The sequence below is a fragment of the Mesorhizobium sp. WSM4814 genome, assembly GCF_055811595.1.
This window is the reverse complement of record NZ_JBVVQT010000015.1, coordinates 1-16,233: the sequence shown is the minus strand read 5'-3', so window position 1 is coordinate 16,233 and position 16,233 is coordinate 1. Positions and strand designations below refer to the sequence as shown.

The 16,233-nt window shown below is 63.1% G+C and carries 15 protein-coding genes and 3 pseudogenes; 10 read left to right on the top strand and 8 right to left on the bottom strand.

What is annotated here, in order from left to right:
* Positions 1-3: 3 nt before the first annotated feature.
* The 3 genes from AC0L2V_RS21135 to AC0L2V_RS21125 form a co-directional block, all read right to left on the bottom strand.
* Positions 4-654, bottom strand: a complete 651-nt coding sequence (locus AC0L2V_RS21135; RefSeq protein WP_473493300.1) for a VOC family protein — start codon at positions 652-654, stop codon at positions 4-6.
* A gap of 68 nt (positions 655-722) precedes the next feature.
* On the bottom strand, positions 723-1,133 hold the full coding sequence (locus AC0L2V_RS21130; protein WP_287223215.1) for a cupin domain-containing protein: 411 nt from the start codon (positions 1,131-1,133) through the stop codon (positions 723-725).
* A 33-nt stretch (positions 1,134-1,166) separates the two neighbouring features.
* Entirely contained in the window at positions 1,167-2,441 is a 1,275-nt protein-coding gene (locus AC0L2V_RS21125; RefSeq protein WP_473521098.1) for an epoxide hydrolase family protein, read from the bottom strand.
* 206 nt (positions 2,442-2,647) lie between these two features.
* Between AC0L2V_RS21125 and AC0L2V_RS21120 the strand changes: the two genes are divergently transcribed.
* The 5 genes from AC0L2V_RS21120 (at position 2,648) to AC0L2V_RS21100 (ending at position 7,054) form a co-directional block, all read left to right on the top strand.
* On the top strand, positions 2,648-5,011 hold the full coding sequence (locus AC0L2V_RS21120) for a PAS domain-containing sensor histidine kinase (protein ID WP_473521097.1): 2,364 nt from the start codon (positions 2,648-2,650) through the stop codon (positions 5,009-5,011).
* Positions 5,008-5,382, top strand: coding sequence for a response regulator transcription factor (locus tag AC0L2V_RS21115; protein ID WP_473493303.1), 375 nt, complete (start codon positions 5,008-5,010; stop codon positions 5,380-5,382). The genes AC0L2V_RS21120 and AC0L2V_RS21115 overlap by 4 nt, the downstream gene beginning before the upstream one ends.
* 86 nt (positions 5,383-5,468) lie before the next feature.
* Complete coding sequence (locus AC0L2V_RS21110; RefSeq protein WP_473521160.1) at positions 5,469-6,101, top strand: response regulator transcription factor; 633 nt, start codon at positions 5,469-5,471, stop codon at positions 6,099-6,101.
* 233 nt (positions 6,102-6,334) lie between these two features.
* Entirely contained in the window at positions 6,335-6,508 is a 174-nt protein-coding gene (locus AC0L2V_RS21105; protein WP_236375973.1) for a helix-turn-helix domain-containing protein, read from the top strand.
* A 9-nt stretch (positions 6,509-6,517) separates the two neighbouring features.
* Complete coding sequence (locus AC0L2V_RS21100; protein ID WP_473521096.1) at positions 6,518-7,054, top strand: Clp protease N-terminal domain-containing protein; 537 nt, start codon at positions 6,518-6,520, stop codon at positions 7,052-7,054.
* A gap of 77 nt (positions 7,055-7,131) precedes the next feature.
* Here AC0L2V_RS21100 and AC0L2V_RS21095 read toward each other — a convergent pair.
* From AC0L2V_RS21095 to araD, 4 genes and pseudogenes are all read right to left on the bottom strand, one after another.
* Positions 7,132-7,257: pseudogene (locus AC0L2V_RS21095) on the bottom strand (hypothetical protein); the annotation flags it as partial.
* Positions 7,258-7,445: 188 nt separating this feature from the next.
* Entirely contained in the window at positions 7,446-8,156 is a 711-nt protein-coding gene (locus AC0L2V_RS21090) for a ribonuclease activity regulator RraA (RefSeq protein ID WP_473521095.1), read from the bottom strand.
* A gap of 80 nt (positions 8,157-8,236) precedes the next feature.
* Positions 8,237-9,151, bottom strand: a complete 915-nt coding sequence (locus AC0L2V_RS21085; RefSeq protein ID WP_473521094.1) for a dihydrodipicolinate synthase family protein — start codon at positions 9,149-9,151, stop codon at positions 8,237-8,239.
* A gap of 10 nt (positions 9,152-9,161) precedes the next feature.
* On the bottom strand, positions 9,162-10,904 hold the full coding sequence (gene araD / locus AC0L2V_RS21080; protein WP_473521093.1) for an L-arabinonate dehydratase: 1,743 nt from the start codon (positions 10,902-10,904) through the stop codon (positions 9,162-9,164).
* Between the two features lie 241 nt (positions 10,905-11,145).
* Between araD and AC0L2V_RS21075 the strand changes: the two genes are divergently transcribed.
* The 4 genes from AC0L2V_RS21075 (at position 11,146) to AC0L2V_RS21060 (ending at position 15,362) form a co-directional block, all read left to right on the top strand.
* Complete coding sequence (locus AC0L2V_RS21075) at positions 11,146-12,192, top strand: ABC transporter substrate-binding protein (RefSeq protein WP_473521092.1); 1,047 nt, start codon at positions 11,146-11,148, stop codon at positions 12,190-12,192.
* Positions 12,193-12,353: 161 nt separating this feature from the next.
* A complete protein-coding gene (locus tag AC0L2V_RS21070; protein WP_473493313.1) occupies positions 12,354-12,773 on the top strand; it encodes a tripartite tricarboxylate transporter TctB family protein in 420 nt (139 codons plus the stop codon).
* Positions 12,774-12,786: 13 nt separating this feature from the next.
* Positions 12,787-14,289 carry a tripartite tricarboxylate transporter permease gene (locus AC0L2V_RS21065; protein WP_473521091.1) on the top strand — a complete coding sequence of 501 codons (1,503 nt, stop codon included), beginning with the start codon at positions 12,787-12,789 and terminating at the stop codon, positions 14,287-14,289.
* A gap of 98 nt (positions 14,290-14,387) precedes the next feature.
* Entirely contained in the window at positions 14,388-15,362 is a 975-nt protein-coding gene (locus AC0L2V_RS21060; RefSeq protein WP_473521090.1) for a LacI family DNA-binding transcriptional regulator, read from the top strand.
* A 160-nt stretch (positions 15,363-15,522) separates the two neighbouring features.
* Here the strand turns inward: AC0L2V_RS21060 and AC0L2V_RS21055 are convergent.
* Positions 15,523-15,771: pseudogene (locus tag AC0L2V_RS21055) on the bottom strand (NADP-dependent phosphogluconate dehydrogenase); the annotation flags it as partial.
* Between AC0L2V_RS21055 and AC0L2V_RS21050 the strand changes: the two are divergent.
* Positions 15,765-16,052 (top strand): annotated as a pseudogene (locus tag AC0L2V_RS21050) (LacI family transcriptional regulator); the annotation flags it as partial. The pseudogenes AC0L2V_RS21055 and AC0L2V_RS21050 overlap by 7 nt on opposite strands.
* Positions 16,053-16,233: the final 181 nt, after the last annotated feature.

Sequence of the window (16,233 nt, the reverse complement as noted above, 5' to 3'; positions counted from 1 at the left end):
TGCTTAAAGCGGCAGCGGCTTGCCCGCCTGCTCCGCCACCATGTACTTGGCGTACCAATCCGGCCAATTCTCATCGCGTTGGCCGCCATTGCGCTTCTCGTGCTCGCCATGAGCCTCAGATGCCCGCCGCATCGCAGAGGCCAGATCGGCCTCAGAAGCGTAACTCGTCATGTTGGTGTCGATCCGGCCGGGAAACCGGGTGGTGACTTCCTGCAGCAGCCATTCATTGCCGTCGGGATCGCTGAATGTCGCGTATGTGAAATAGCTGCGGCGCTCCGGATCCGGACCGCTGATCACAGGCTTTCCAGGCCCGGCGCGGTGGAAGATCTCGCCCACCTCGACACCGTGAGCGATGAGCTCGGCACGCGCTGCGACGATGTCCGAGACGACCAGATACAGTCCTCGAGCCGATCCCGGGGTGGCCGACGTGATCCCCTTTCCGAAGTGAATCGAGCTCGGCGAACCTGGGGGCGTGAACTGAACGGCGTGAAAGTCGTCCCCGACGGCAAAGTCGGCGTCAAGCCGCCAGCCCAGCTCGCCGTAGAAGCGCTTGGAACGCTCGACATCCGAGATTGGGATAACGACGACCTCGAGCTTCATGTCTGTCGCCTGCGTGGAGGACGCGACATCTCTTGCAATAACAGCCTGGTTCATGATGGTCTCCTATTTCCCGTTGGTTGTGTTGACGTGCGCATGCTTCGCTGGGCGTCACTTGCTAGGCGCTATTCATCCAGCGCGACGAGCGGCTTTCCTTTTTCGACGATGTAGGTAGCGAGCTCGAGCGCTTTGCCGCTGCCCACGTTCTTGGCCGTGTGGCTTGTTCCCTGGGGGATAAAGAGCGTATCGCCGGCGTTGAGTGTCAGCGGCGGCTTACCCTGGAGCGTGTACTCCAGCTGGCCCTCGACGACATAGGCGATCTCTTCGCCAGGATGCGCGTGCCAAGGCGCCGTCACGCCCGGTGCGAATTCGACAAGCACCTGAATGACTTCACGTCCGGGGGTGCCGAGGTCCGCCCGCAGCAAGTCGGTGCGCCCAACACCGGGCAATTGTGCCTCTTCGGTTTGCGCTAGCAACGGCGTGAGAACAGCACCGGCGAAAAGCGTCGCCGCCGCGATCATTCGAAACGTTTTCATGGCTATTTTCCTTTGGCGTTCGCGGTTTGAGTATTAGTGTGCCGGCCGCAGAGACCTGAACGCGGCGCGCAGTTCGGCCGAGAAGAGTTCCGGCTCCTCCCAGGCGGCGAAGTGGCCGCCCTTGTTCACTTCCTTGAAGTAGATCAGGTTGGGATAGGCGCGGCGGGCCCAGGTCTCGGGCGCTCGATAGACCTCTTCGGGGAATACCGAGATGGCGACCGGGAGCCCGATATCGGAGGTTTTCTGCGCCGCTGCGAGAAGGACACTCTGGCCCATCGTCTCCCAGTAGAGCCGGGCCGCCGAAGTCGCGCTGTTCGTCAGCCAGTACAGCGTGACGTCGTCCAGCATCTCGTCCTTGCTGAGCAGGCGCTCGGGTTCGCCGTTGTTGTAATCGTACATCCAGCCGGCGAGCCCGGCCGGCGAATCCGTCAATGCGTAGCCGATCGCCTGAGGCCGCGTGCCCATCATTGCCGCGTAGGCCCGATATTTCTTGTAAAAGGTTTCGAGCGAACCAAACGCGACACCTTCCTTCCCGGTGAGGCTGGTTGGCGCCGGCCCGCCGGCGGCAAGGACTGCGGCCACGTCCGCCGGTATCGTTGCCGGCAAATTGATGTGGATGCCAAGCAATCCCTTTGGCGCCTGGCGTGCCATCGCGCTGGAAACGGGCGCGCCCCAGTCGCCGCCCTGGGCAACAAAGTGGTCGTAGCCCAGGCGCTGCATCAGTTCGGTCCAGGCACTTGCGATGCGGTCTGGATTCCAGCCGACGCCGCGCGGCTTGCCGGAGAACCCGTAGCCGGGCATCGAGGGCAGCACCAGGTCGAAGGCATCCTCAGGCCTGCCGTCATGCTGCGTGGGGTCCGTGAGCGGACCAACGGTCTGGAGCAGTTCGAACACAGAGCCGGGCCAACCATGCGTCATGATCAGCGGCAGGGCGTTGGGTTGCTTCGACCGAATGTGCAGGAAGTGGATATCGAGCCCGTCGATCTCGATCATGAACTGCGGCAGGGCATTCAGCTTTGCCTCAGCCTTGCGCCAGTCGTACTCGGTTCCCCAGTAGCGGACGATCTCCTGCAATCGTGCGAGCTGAATGCCCTGCGACCGATCGGCGACTGTCTCCTGGTCAGGCCACCGTGTCGCCATGATGCGCCGGCGAAGCTCGTCAATCGCTTCCTGCGGGATGTTGACCGTGAACGGACGGATCGAACTGCTGGTGGCTGCAGCGTTAAGCGTTCCCGGAAGCAGGCCCACGGCCCCGGCGGCGGCGGTCGCAACAAGGATTTCGCGCCGAGTAAGTGACCGTGCTGACATGACACTCTCCCTGTTTGCTGATGCTTTTGGACGGCACACAGATCGACTGTCAGGCGAGGCAAATCTATTGCACGATGGTATCGGCGATACCTTTGTATTGGCCCGGCGATGCCTCATCGTCCCGTCGGACCGACACCAAGGCACAATGGACGCCGCTATCACGCCGGCGCATTGTCACGGCACGCGATACTCGCGAAAGGACCGCAATGGAGATCGAACAGAGCCGCGTTTTGGATGCACTTCCGGCTATGGTGTGGACCGCGAAACCGGACGGGCATGCCGACTTCGTCAATCGACGCTGGTCAGACTATACGGGGCTCGATATTGATCAGGTCCGCTTCTCCGGGTGGCAGGCTGCGATCGACCCGCAAGACTTGCCGAACCTGACCGAGAGTTGGCGATCGATACTGGCTTCCGGGGAACCCGGCGAAATGGAAGCGCGCATGCGGCGCGCCGACGGGCAATACCGATGGTTCGTGATCCATTGCAGTCCGCTGCGTGACGATGTTGGTCGTATCGTCGAGTGGTATGCGATCAACACCGACATCGATCAAAGGAAACGCGCCGAAGAAACGCTTCGGCAGGACGAGGCGAGGCTGACCGCCGCCGAGCGAGATATTCGGCAGACGATCGATACGATCCCCGTATTCGTTGCAACATACAGTCCGGACGGAACGCGCACTTTCGTGAACCGGACGTGGCAAGACTACATGGGCCTCACACTCGAGGACGCGACAGGTCCATCCGGGAAGACATTTCCGCATTTCTATCCGGATGATGTAGAGCGGAACGATGCGGCGTGGAGAGTTGCACTGGAAAGCGGCGAGCCGCTTACCATTGACGTGCGGGTTAGGCGCGCCGATGGACAATATCGCTGGCACACATCTCGCCGCGTGCCCCATCGCGACGAAAACGGACGCGTCATCCGTTGGTATTCGGTCGGCATAGACATTGACGACCAGAGGCGCGCCGAAGAGGCGCTGCTTGCAAGCAGGCACGATCTTGGCCTCATCATCAACACCATACCTGTGATGGCATGGTCGGCTCGTCCTGACGGGTCACCTGAATTCTTCAACCAGCATTATCTCCACTACGTGGGCCTCTCCATTGGCCAGTCAAAGGATTGGGAGCCGGCCGGTCCATTGTCCGAGTATTGGGACTTGACTGCGGCTGTCCATCCCGACGATGTAGACCGACTTGCCGCCGCATGGGAGGCCATATTGGCGTCAGGGAAGTCGGGGGAAGCCGAAGCACGCCTCCGCCGCTTCGACGGCAAATATCGGTGGTTCCTGTTTCGGGCCAATCCCCTGCGCGACGAAGCCGGAAACATCGTCAAATGGTACGGCACGCATACCGACATCCACGGGCGAAAGCGTGCCGAAGACGCGCTCAAGCGCAGCGAAGCATTCCTGTCGGAGGGTCAGTACCTTGCCCGCATGGGGAATTTGTCCTGGCAAGTCGCAACGGGCAAGATCACCTGGTCCGAGCCTCTTTACCGCATCTTCGAGTTCGAGCCGGGTACGCTCGTAACGCTCGAAAGAATAGCCAGCCGAGTTCATCCCGAAGACCTGCCTCTGATGGGGGACATGGTTGAACGGGCGCTGCGCGGTGATAGCGACTTTGAATACCAGCACCGGATTCTCTTGCCCGACCTGTCGGTCAAGCACCTGCACTTGATCGCCCACCGCGCACATAACGATTCCAGCCCCATCGAGTATGTCGGCGCGGTTCTTGACATCACACAACGGCGGCGCTCCGAAGAGGCGCTGGAGAAAGTCCGATCCGAACTTGCACAAGCTACGCGGACTATGAGCTTGGGTGTGTTGACCGCGTCGATTGCACACGAAGTGAACCAACCGCTCTCGGGCATCGTCACCAACGCCGGCACCTGCCTTCGCATGCTGGCGGCCGACCCGCCTAACGTTGACGGCGCGCGGGAAACTGCGCGGCGCACAATCAGGGATGGCAACCGCGCGGCTGACGTGATCGCCCGGCTTCGCGCGCTGTTCGCCAAAAGGGCCACGTTAGTTGAACCGATCGATCTCAACAACGCTGCGGCAGAGGTGGTCGCATTGTTTTCCGGAGACCTTCAGCGAAACAAGGTGCTCCTTCAGACCCAGCTTGCAGACGGACTGCCGCTCGTCGGCGGCGATCGGGTCCAACTGCAACAGGTCATCATGAACCTGTTGCGCAACGCATCCGACGCGATGGTCGCCGTCGACGATCGACCAAGACTTGTCGTGCTTGGCACTCGGCTCGGGGAGGACGGTAAGGTGCAGCTTTTCGTGCGGGATAGCGGAATCGGGTTTGATGCTCAGGGTGCGGAGCGGCTTTTCGAAGCCTTCTACACGACCAAAGCCGAGGGCATGGGAATAGGCCTGTCCGTCAGTCGTTCCATCGTCGAAAGCCATGGCGGGCGGCTTTGGGCGGAGGCGAATGTCGGTCCTGGATCGACCTTCTCGTTTTCGATCCACGAATATCTACGCGCAGAACCACCACCTGCCCATCCGTCTGGCGCCATATCGGCGCCGACCAGCAGCAGCGCCTCAATCCAACGAGGTTTTTCATGAACGCTCGCCGCCCACTCGTGTCGATCGTCGATGACGATGAATCCGTGCGCGAGTCCCTGCCCGACCTGTTGAGCGAGTTCGGCTTCCGTGCCGAAGCGTTCTCTTCGGCGGAGCAGTTTCTGCGGTCAGGCATCATCAACGAGACCGAGTGTCTGGTGCTTGACATCAGCATGCCCGGCATGACCGGGCCTGATCTCGAACGAGAGTTGGCGCGCCGGGGCCAGGCTATCCCAATCATCTACATTACGGCGCAGAGTTGTGAGACCGCGCGGCCGGACCTTTTAAAAAAGGGTGCGGTAGAATGCCTATCCAAGCCGTTTAGCGACACAGCCCTGCAGAAAGCGCTCAACCTGGCCTTCGCTAATGATTGAACGCGACTTGCTATGCCGATCCGCAACGGATACTTCCCGCACACACGGATTTGGCAACTGCACCGAGCAAGGGCAAGGCCGGCATCATGTCACACGAAACGCCTGTCGTATTCGTCGTTGACGACGACATTTCTGTGCGTGAATCGCTGGAATTGCTCATCCGTTCAGCGGGCTTCCATCCGGAGCCCTGCTCATCGGCGCAGGAATTTCTCTCTCGGCCCCGAGCCCTGGTTCCGAATTGTCTGATTCTTGACGTCAACCTTCCCGATCTCAGCGGGCTCGACTTGCAACAACTCGTCTCCGTCGAGCGAACCGACATGCCGATTATTTTCGTCACTGGCTACGGCGACGTGCCGATGACAGTCAAAGCGATGAAGGCCGGAGCCGTAGAATTCCTCACCAAGCCGTTTGGGGACGACGTGCTCATGACGGCCGTCGAGTACGCACTTGAACGCAGCCGGACTGCACGTGCGAACGAGTTGGACAAGCAAGTGCTCCGTGAGCGCTATTCATCACTCAGTCCACGCGAAGCGGAGGTGATGGCGCTGGTCGTGACGGGACTGTTGAACAAGCAGGTTGGCTTCGAACTCGGCATCAGCGAGATCACAGTAAAAGCCCATCGCGGTCAGGTTATGCGAAAGATGAAGGCCGGTTCCCTTCCCGAACTCGTCAACATGGCTGCAAGGCTGAATCTCGGGCAGCCACCGCATCTCGGCTAGTTGCAAAGCCGAGGTGTCACTTCCTAGCGCGACGGCTAGATAGCCAAATCAAAAATTCGGTGCACACTGTTGGCAATCGCGCGCGGCCGCTCTCGACCTGGTCTGGGTTCTCTGGAAACCGACCCGAATGCATCGTCCGTCAATATATGTTGACACGAGACGATTTCGTCAACTAATGTTGACGCATGATCGATGTCCACCAACTGCCCACACCTGACCAGCCGGAGCAAGCCTTGGCTGCGGTCGTTGCGCTTCGGCGAGCGGCTGACCTATTGGAGCGTAGAGCGGTCAGGGCGGCCCTGAAGCAAGGTTGGTCCTGGGCGAAGATTGCCCAGGCACTCGGCATCTCCAAGCAGGCAGCCCACAAGCGGCTGTCCGACATCAACGCCCAGGACAATCCGCCATAGGAGACGATCATGCTCAGCGGCATCAAAACCCGTCTATCGAACGTCCGCACCATCAAGACACTGTGCGAAAGTGCGGAAAACTACGCTCTACAGGACCAGCAGCGACAGGCCGGAGCCGAACATTTCCTGCTGGCGGCCATCGATCTTCCCGACAATACCGCCCGTCTCGCATTCCGCGAAATTGGCGCGGACGCCGCTGGCTTCCGCGACGCGGTCGGCGCCCAATATCGGGAAGCCCTCCGCTCGGTTGGGGTGAACGCCGGGGAGCACATATCCGGGGGTTTGACCCCAGAACCGCTTCAGGCAGCCGCAGGCCTTTATGACGCAGCCCCGTCGGGAGCTGAGGTGATGAAGGAATTGGCGGCCAACCGAAACGATCACCGGCCACTGCTGGGTGCGCATGTCGTGGCTATAGTCGCCGCGATGGAGCAGGGAGTGGCGGCACGTGCGTTGCGTTGCATGGAAGTCGATCCCGCTGCGCTGAAGGCGGCGGCGAACAAGTTCTCGCGCACCAGCGATCGGCACACGGGACTGACCGGCGCCTGACGTCCAGATCCAAGACTATTCAGCATCAATGCATGAAATATGATCGAGCCACAGCTTGGGAGGCTCCTTCGACTAGCCGCTCGCCCCGCTCCCCCAAGGCCATGGAACGCGCCCGGCCCGTCGATGCGTTCGAAGCCGTGCGCGCCGAAGAAATCGCGTTGCGCCTGGATCAGGTTCGAGGTGCCGCGGCCCTGGCGATAGCTGAACCCGCTGCCAGCCGTCCAGATCCACCGCCCTACGGATTCGGCATCGAACAGAAGGAGGAAGTTGAAGGCTGATATCGGGCGTACGTGCAGCTCATACCGTGAATCATAGCTTCGTTCTCCCGAAATCACGGTGATCAGGCGCTCGCACTCCGAGTGGGCGAACCTTCCGGTTGCGCGAGCAATGCCTATCGGCCGCGCTCGGCGCGCCACGTTTTGAACCGTTCGGCGTGTTCGTCTCGTGTGCAGGGATAGAGCCCGATGATCGGCACGCCGCCCTTGACCTGTTCGACCACGAAATCCTCATAGACGGTCATCTCGGCCGCCTCATTGGCGACCTCACCGGCGATCTCCCGCGGAATGACGATGACACTATCGTCGTCTCCGACTACGATATCGCCGGGGAACACGGCGACGTCCCCGCAACCGATCGGCACGTTCAGGTCGAATGCCTCGTGCAGGGTGAGATTGGTCGGACTGGAGGGCCGGGTATGATAGGCGGGGATATCGAGTTCGCCGATCACCGCGGCGTCGCGGAACCCGCCGTCGGTGACCACGCCGGCGACGCCGCGCACCATCAGGCGCGTCACCAGAATGTCGCCCGCGGATGCCGCGCGAGGATCCTTGCGGCTATCCATGACGAGCACATGGCCCGCCGGGCAGGTCTCGACGGCGACGCGCTGCGGATGATCCGGCTTGCGGAATTCTGTGAGCTGGTTGCGGTCCTCGCGCGCGGGGATGTAGCGCAGCGTAAAGGCCGGCCCGACCATGTTGCGGCCTTTTCGCTGCAACGGACCCACACCCTGGATTACCTGGTTGCGCAGGCCGCGCTTGAACAGCGCTGTGGCCAGGGTGGCGACGGACACGCCTAGAAGTTTTTCGCGCAGATTCTCGTCCATGTTCGCTTCCTCATTTCAGGTGCTGGCACTGCAAGCTCTTCGGGGGCTCTCCCGTCGTCGGCCGGCAGGCAATTCGCAACTCATTCGCGATTTCCCGCCGCAAGGCGGTTCGCGACTAAAAAGGCGTCGAGCCTCGCCTGCTGCGCCGAAGTGAGCGGCCAGGCCGAGGGCGGGCGCGTCGGTCCGCAGCCAAGGCCCTGCGCGATCAGCGCCGCTTTTACGCCGGTCACGTTGGCGCCGCCCATCTCCTCCGCGCGGATTTCCTCGAAGACTCGCATTCCATCGATGAGCGCGTTCGCCTTCTCAAATTCGCCGGCCTCGAGTGCGGCATGGATCGCGACCGACCGTTCGGGCCATACGTTTATCAGCCCGGAGGTGAACCCTCGCGCGCCAACGGCATAGAAGACCGGCGCCCAGACCTCGGCCAGGCCTCCGACCCAGACGATCGACGGGTCGCAGGCAGCCCGCGCTTCCGCCAAGCGAAGCGGATTGGGCGTCGCCCATTTCACCCCCTTGACGCCTGGAAGGCCGCAAAGCTCGGCGATGACGCGCGTGCCGATCGCATCGTTGCGCATATAAAGCATCATCGGCAGGCCGCCCGACGCTTCGGATACCGCGTTCAGGTAGTCAACCAGTCCGCGCGGCGCGACGAAGGCGTCTGGCGGCTGGTGCACCATCAGCGCCGCGGCTCCGGCTTCGGCGGATAGTTTCGCCAGCTTCTGCGCATCACGGATGCTCCGCCCGACGCCGGCGAGCACCGGCGCGCGGCCGGCTGCCATCGAAACGACTTCGCGCGCCATCGTCACCGCCTCGTCGGTTGTCAGCGCATAGAACTCGCCGGTGTTGCCGTTGACCACCGGCATGTGCACGCCGGCGTCCAGTGCCCTGTCGAGGATCGGGGAAAGCCGTTCGGGCGCGATGTCGCCGCGTTGGTCGTAAGGCGTAACCAGAATGCCCGATATGCCGGTCAGCGCCTTGTCGAGGGAAAATGTCATGCCTGGCCTTTCAAAAAATGTCCGGTTCGCCGGCCGAAGCGCCGAAATCGCGCTCGAGGAAATCGAAGTCGCAACCCTTGTCGGCCTGTGTCACATGGCGCGAGAACATCCAGCCCCAGCCGCGTTCGAAATGCGGCGCGGGGGGTGACCAGTCGGCCCGACGGCGCGCCAGTTCGTCGTCCGCCACCAGCATGTCCAGCCGCCGGTTCGGCAAATCCAGCCGCACGATGTCGCCTGTCCGCAGCAGCGAAAGCGGGCCGCCGATGTGGGCCTCCGGCGCGACATGAAGCACGCACGCCCCGTAGGAGGTTCCCGACATCCGCGCATCGGAGATGCGCAGCATGTCGCGATGACCTTTTTTGATCAGCGCCTTGGGGATCGGAAGCATGCCCCATTCGGGAAAACCGGGTCCGCCCAGCGGGCCGGCATTGCGCAGCACCAGCACGTGGTCCGGCGTGATGTCGAGATCTTCGTCGTCGACCGCCGCCTTCATCTCGGGATAGCTGTCGAAAACCAGCGCCGGCCCTTCATGGACATGAAAGCGGGGGTCGCAGGCGGCCGGCTTGATGACGGCGCCATCGGGGCAGAGGTTGCCGCGCAGCACGGCGAGCGACCCTTCCGAATAGACCGGGTTGGACAAAGGGCGGATCACGTCGTCGTTCCATACCCGCGCGCCCTCGAGCGTTTGGCCGAGCGATCTGCCTGTGACCGTCAGCGTCGAAAGGTCGAGCCGCTCGCTTAGTTGCGCCATCAGTGCGCGCAGGCCGCCGGCGTAGTAAAAATCCTCCATCAGGTAGTCCTTGCCGGCGGGGCGGACGTTGGCGATCAGCGGCGTGGTGCGGCCGAGCGCGTCAAGATCGTCGAGAGTCAGCGGCACGCCGGCGCGGCGCGCCATCGCGATGAGGTGAACCACGGCGTTCGTCGAACAGCCGGTGGCCATCGCGACGATAGCCGCGTTCCTGACGGCTGCCGCGGTGACGATCTTATCGGGGGTGAGGTCGTCCCAAACCATGTCGACGATGCGCCGTCCGCATGCTGCCGACATGCGCTGGTGGTCCGAATCGACGGCGGGTATCGAGGAAGCGCCCGGCAGCGACAGCCCCAGCGCTTCCGTGATCGCGGTCATCGTCGAGGCCGTGCCCATCGTCATGCAAACGCCGGCCGACCGCGCGATGCCGCCCTGGATACCCGTCCACTCGTCATCCGAAATCTTGCCCGCACGCCTCTCGTCCCAGAATTTCCAGGCATCCGAACCGGAGCCCAGCGTCTTGCCGGCGTAGTTGCCGCGCAGCATCGGGCCGGCGGGAAGGAAGATCATCGGCACACCGGCGCTGAGCGCGCCCATCACCAGCCCCGGCGTGGTCTTGTCGCACCCGCCCATCAGCACCACGCCGTCGAGCGGATGCGAGCGGATCATCTCCTCCGTCTCCATCGCCAGCATGTTGCGATAGAGCATCGAGGTCGGCTTGGTGAAGCTCTCGTCGACCGACAGTGCAGGCAATTCGACGGCGAACCCGCCCGCCTGAGCGACGCCGCGCTTCACGTCCTGCGCCCGCTCGCGAAAATGCGCGTGGCAGGAGTTGAGCTCCGACCAGGTGTTGAGAACCCCGATCACCGGCCTGTCGCGAAAATCCTCCTCGGAATAACCGAGTTGCATCAGCCGCGACCGGTGGCCGAAGCTGCGCAGATCGTCCGGCGCAAACCAGCGCGCCGACCGCAGCGACGCCGGTGTTCTGCGGTTGTCGTCGGGCATGACATCCTCCACGCGTATCGCTCGATGTATGCGGTAACATTCATGTTTGTCAATTTGGTGCGTCCGCGTAGAACAGAATTTATACCCGCCAATGTCGGTACGGTTGACAGAAACGCTCGTTTTCGTGCATGAGGATGTATGCGCTAACATAGATGCGCATGGGAGCGGGTTGTGCGGCAGTGGGAGATTGCCGCGCGACCCTGAGATCGCGCCGCGGGTTCCGCGGCCCAGGGAGGACATCATGAAACTGACCCGCAGATCCCTTCTCGCAACAGGAGCCGGGGCCGCCGTCGCGCTGGCGAGCCCGTTCGTCGCGCGTGCGCAGAGCCTGCCGCGCAACATCCGAATGGTCATCGGTTCGACTTCGACGGGCGGCGACACCTACCAAAACTCGTCGATCGCCGCCGAAGCGCTAGCGCAGAAGCTGGGCGTGAACATTCGCGTCGACCCGGTGGGCACCAGTGAGGCGCTGAACGCCACCGGCCGCGATTCCCGCGGCACGACGATCATGCTGCACCACGACCAGATTTACCTCTCCTATCTCTACGGAGTGCCGGGCGTCCCCGATGCCTTCGCCGATTTCGCGATCGGACCGACTGTGGCGATCAACCCCGGCGACTGCTTCCTCGTTCCCAAGAAGTCCCCCTATCAGTCGATGGAGGACGTTTTCGCGGCAGCCGCAAAAGGCGAGAAGGTTCGCGTCGCCATCCAGCCGGGCGGCGTCTCGGAGATCGGTTTGACCGGCATGCGCAATGCTGCCCGCGTGCGCAATCCGGGATCGGAAGCCAACATCGTGGCGGTCAACACCGGCTCGCAGGCCGACAAGAACCAGGCGATGTGGGACGACCTGGCCGACGTGATCAACGGTTCGATCCAGGCCAACGAGCAGTTCACGCAACTGCCGGAAGACGACCGCACCGCGATGCGCTTCGTCTGGATCACCGCGCGTCCCGAGACATTGGCGCAGGCCCCCGAGGCGGGGATGGGTGGAACGAGCCGGGAAGAAATGCTCAAATTCACCAGCCCCCAGACCAGCGTCACGCTCGACGGCAGCAAGGATTTCACGTTCGACAAGGAGTTTTTCCTGCTGTTCAACAAGGAGATAGACGCCGCCTTGGCGTCCGAGATCGACGCCGCGCTGAAGGAAATCTACGCCGCCGGCGAGATCCAGAAGCGGCAGGCCAAGGCCTTTTTCATCCCCAACTACCTGCCTCAGGCCGAGGCGAAGGCGCATCTGACGTCCAAGCGGGATACGGTGGCCTCGATCATCGAGAAGCTGAAGGGCTAGAGCATCGTGCCGAAAAGTGGATGCCAGTTTTCGGCAAAACCGATGCGAAAACAAAAAGCTGGAGCGAGCCGCCAATTGGGCGGCTTGCTCTAGGGGTATAGTCTTTCGTCCGGCCTGCACGCAGGCCGGACGCTGCTCGCGCATGGAGGAGCACACGGCAGATGGGCGATTTTACGCGCGTCACGATCGATTTCCAGACCTCGCACCTGGTGTTTCCGACACTGATCGGCGGCATTCTGCTTGCGCTGGGGATGGCCATTCTCATCACGCGCCGGCAGGCGATCGCCGGCGCCGGCCGGTACTGGTCGCAGACCTTGGCGGCGATGGACAAGCCGCGCTTCTTCGGGACGATCGCTTTGACGCTGGTTTATTTCCTGCTGATGGTCCCTGTCGGTGACATCTGGCCCAACACGGGCATGGGCTTCCTAATCTGCTCCATCCCGTTCGTGGCGCTCAGCGGGCTGCTCTACCTGCAGGAGCGTACAAGGTCCGCCGTCATCGTGCTTGGCGTGGTGGCGGTCGCCGCGCCCGTGCTGGTGTGGTGGGTGTTCGCGCACGTCTTCTTCCTGACGCTGCCCTGACAGGGAGAACCCAATGGAACTGTTCGGTTTCGTCACGCCTCTGTTTGTGCTGCTGATCGCCGGCGGAACGGCTATCGGTATCGTCTTCGGCGTCATTCCCGGCCTGACGGCGACGATGGCGGTGGCCGTCTGCCTGCCGATGACCTACTCGCTTGGGCTCGAGAACGGCCTCGCCCTGCTAATCGGTCTCTATGTCGGCGGCATCTCAGGCGGGGTGGTGCCGGCGATCCTCATCGGCATACCCGGCACGCCGTCGTCGGTCGCGACCACGTTCGACGGCTTCCAGATGGCCCGTCAGGGCAAAGGCGAGCAGGCGATGCGCATCGCCATCATCGGTTCACTGATCGGCGGCCTGATCTCGCTGGCGGCGCTCTATCTGTTCACGCCGTGGCTGGCCGATTTCGCGATCCGCTTCTCCTACGTCGAAAAGTTCCTGATCATCCTGTTCGCGCTGACGGTGATGGGCGCGCTGTCGAGCGACATGCTGCTGGGCATCTTCTCGGGCTTCCTGGGCATCTTTGTCAGCCTCGTCGGGGTCTATGACGTGACCGATGGCGGCAACGGCCATTTCCGGTTGATCCCGCCCGGCATGGAGGACATCCTCTACGGCGGCTTCGCGCTGCTGTCGGTGCTGATCGCGCTGTTCGGGCTGACGACGGTGCTGGAGGAGGCCGAGATCGGCATGCCGAAGGGGCCTTCGGTCAAGGAACTGGAGTCGGGCGGCAGGTCGAAGTTCTCGTGGTCGATATTTCGGGGCCAGACGATCAATCTCATCCGCTCGTCGGGCATCGGCACCTTCGTCGGAATCCTGCCGGGGATCGGCGGGTCGGCGGCGTCGATCCTCGCCTACACGGCGGCGAAGACGAGTTCGTCGCATCCCGAGACGTTCGGCAAGGGCGAACCGGCGGGCGTCATTGCCTCGGAGACGAGCAACAACGCGCTGACCGGAGGGGCGCTGGTGCCTCTGCTGTCGCTCGGCATACCGGGCGATTCGACCACCGCGCTGCTGATCGGCGCCTTCGCCCTGCAAGGCATCCAGGTCGGCCCGCTGTTTATCGGGCAGCATCCGGACACATGGAATTCGATGATCCTCGCGATGCTGCTCGCAAACCTCGCCACCTTTGTGATGATGTACTACGCGATCCGGTGGTTCTCGCTGGCGGTGGCGATCCCGAAGGCGATCCTCTACCCGGTCATCCTGATGATGTGCGTCATCGGCGCCTACACGATCAATTACGGCATCATGTTCGACGTCTGGACGCTGCTCTTCTTCGGCGTGCTGGGCTGGATCGGCGTCAAGCTGGGGCTGGAGGTCGCGCCGTTCATCATCGGCTTCATCCTTGGCCCTTCGGCCGAGATCTACTTCGTCAAGAGCCTGGAGTCGTTTGGCGACCTGACGATCTTCTTCACCAAGAGCTGGATCGCAGCCTTCCTGTGGGTCCTGATCGTGGCGTCGATCGCGGTTTCGGTCGTCATCGGCCGGCGCCAGCGCGCGGAAAAGCTTGCCGCCGGTTGAAGCTTGCCTTTCGGGCCGGCCGAAGAAATAAGTCGTACATGGTTGTGGAGGAGACGTCGACTCGCGCCAGGCGCAGGCGCTCGTCAGGGGCGGTGACCATGCAGACGGTCGGCCGTATGGCCGGCGTCTCGCAGGTCACGGTCTCGCGCGCGCTTTCGGAACCCTCAAAGGTCTCTGCTGAGACGCTTCGGCGCATCCACGAGGCGATCCGCGTCACCGGCTTCGTTCCGAATGCGCTCGCCGGCGCGCTCGCCTCCCAGAGGAGCATGCTGGTTTCGGCGCTGGTTCCGTCGATCTCGAACATCGTCTACGCCTCGATGATCACCTCGTTCAACGAACGCATGCGCGCGCGCGGCTACCAGATTCTGCTGTCGGAGACGGGTTTCGACCCCGGCGACGAGGAGGCGTTCATCGCCACCCACCTTTCGCGCCGGCCCGACGCGATGCTGCTCACGGGCATTCACCACTCCGCGCAGGCGCGGCGCATGCTGCTGGCGGCGGGCATTCCGGTCGTCGAGGTCTGGGACATCAGCACCACGCCGATCGACATCTGCGTCGGCTTCTCGCATGTCGAGGCGGGCCGCGCGGCGGCCGACTTCGCGATCGACGCAGGCTACCCGCGCGCGGCCTGCGTGTCGGCCGGCGACGAGCGGGCGCGCCGGCGCCAGCAGGCGTTCTCGGACCGCTTCGAGCGGAGTAGCGGCCATGCCGTCCTGAAAGCGGCTTTCGACGCGCCGGCGACTCTGGCCAACGGCCGGGCCGGGCTTTCGCGCCTGCTGCGGGAAGGCTTTTCGGACGGCGTCGTGTTCTGCAGTTCCGATCTGCTCGCGCACGGCGCTCTAATCGAGGCGCATGCGCGAGGACTTTCCGTACCGGGCGACGTGGCGGTGATCGGCTTCGGAGACCAGGACTATGCCGCCGCGGTGGAACCTGCGCTGACCACCGTACGCGTCGACCGCGAAGCGCTCGGCGCTGCCGCCGCCGAGGCCATCCTGTCGCGCTTCCGCGGCGAGGAGCAGGCGGAGAACGTCATCGACATCGGGTTCAGGATCATTCGGCGAGCATCAGCCTGAGCACGTTTCGACGGCAACCCCGTGGACCCTGTGAAGCGATGTCAGGTTCCACAAACCAGTTGTAACGACCACTTCTCGCGCGACCACGACCTCTAGCTGGTCACGCACAATATCTGCTCCCCGGGGCCGGCAAGGTGATTCTTACGACCGACATTAGGCGCTAACCTGCCGCTCCGCTCCCCCAAGGGCCATGGAACGCGCCCGGCACGTCGATGCGTTCGAAGCCGTGCGCGCCGAAGAAATCGCGTTGCGCCTGGATCAGGTTGGAGGTGCCGCGGCCCTGGCGATAGCTGTCGAAATAGGCAAGCGCCGACGACAGCGCCGGCACCGGCGAGCCGGCTTCCGACGCCTTTGCCACGATGCCGCGGAGCGACGGATGTGCTTCCTGCATCATCGCGATGAAAGCCGGACGGTTTCGTCAGCTGTGCCGCTGCCGCGACACTCGCCATCGTCGCCGGCATCGAGGATGCCGGCCTAAAACTCGGCCGGGACGTCGACGTGGTGTCCAAGCAGTCGTCCGACCTGCTGCACCTGTTCCGCAGGGAATTGCTGGTGGTCAACGAGAACTTCCGGCTGGCCGGCGCCGAACTCGCCCGCTCGGTGCTGGGCTGGATCGGCGGCGCCGCCCCCGGTTCCCTGCAAAGCCTGAGCGCGCCAACCGAGGTGCTGGCCTACCACCGCCCCGACTAGGGATATGTCTAGATTAAACTGGGCTCCCTATTTGTGTTAGCCGCATTTCTGGGACGCCAAGTGATTCCACTGGCTGCAAAATGCGCGCTGCTGACTGGCAGCCTTGGGGCCGAAGAACGAACCCGCTGCGCGGGATGGGCGCGTGGGGTGAGGTAGAGATCACGAACCGGACGTCGCGCTC

What these genes read in the sequence shown, in the direction of transcription:
- AC0L2V_RS21135 (WP_473493300.1), bottom strand. Translation starts at nt 654, where the DNA reads ATGAACCAGGCTGTTATTGCAAGAGATGTCGCGTCCTCCACGCAGGCG.
- AC0L2V_RS21130 (WP_287223215.1), bottom strand. Translation starts at nt 1,133, where the DNA reads ATGAAAACGTTTCGAATGATCGCGGCGGCGACGCTTTTCGCCGGTGCT.
- AC0L2V_RS21125 (WP_473521098.1), bottom strand. Translation starts at nt 2,441, where the DNA reads ATGTCAGCACGGTCACTTACTCGGCGCGAAATCCTTGTTGCGACCGCC.
- AC0L2V_RS21120 (WP_473521097.1), top strand. Translation starts at nt 2,648, where the DNA reads ATGGAGATCGAACAGAGCCGCGTTTTGGATGCACTTCCGGCTATGGTG.
- AC0L2V_RS21115 (WP_473493303.1), top strand. Translation starts at nt 5,008, where the DNA reads ATGAACGCTCGCCGCCCACTCGTGTCGATCGTCGATGACGATGAATCC.
- AC0L2V_RS21110 (WP_473521160.1), top strand. Translation starts at nt 5,469, where the DNA reads ATGTCACACGAAACGCCTGTCGTATTCGTCGTTGACGACGACATTTCT.
- AC0L2V_RS21100 (WP_473521096.1), top strand. Translation starts at nt 6,518, where the DNA reads ATGCTCAGCGGCATCAAAACCCGTCTATCGAACGTCCGCACCATCAAG.
- AC0L2V_RS21090 (WP_473521095.1), bottom strand. Translation starts at nt 8,156, where the DNA reads ATGGACGAGAATCTGCGCGAAAAACTTCTAGGCGTGTCCGTCGCCACC.
- AC0L2V_RS21085 (WP_473521094.1), bottom strand. Translation starts at nt 9,151, where the DNA reads ATGACATTTTCCCTCGACAAGGCGCTGACCGGCATATCGGGCATTCTG.
- araD (WP_473521093.1), bottom strand. Translation starts at nt 10,904, where the DNA reads ATGCCCGACGACAACCGCAGAACACCGGCGTCGCTGCGGTCGGCGCGC.
- AC0L2V_RS21075 (WP_473521092.1), top strand. Translation starts at nt 11,146, where the DNA reads ATGAAACTGACCCGCAGATCCCTTCTCGCAACAGGAGCCGGGGCCGCC.
- AC0L2V_RS21070 (WP_473493313.1), top strand. Translation starts at nt 12,354, where the DNA reads ATGGGCGATTTTACGCGCGTCACGATCGATTTCCAGACCTCGCACCTG.
- AC0L2V_RS21065 (WP_473521091.1), top strand. Translation starts at nt 12,787, where the DNA reads ATGGAACTGTTCGGTTTCGTCACGCCTCTGTTTGTGCTGCTGATCGCC.
- AC0L2V_RS21060 (WP_473521090.1), top strand. Translation starts at nt 14,388, where the DNA reads ATGCAGACGGTCGGCCGTATGGCCGGCGTCTCGCAGGTCACGGTCTCG.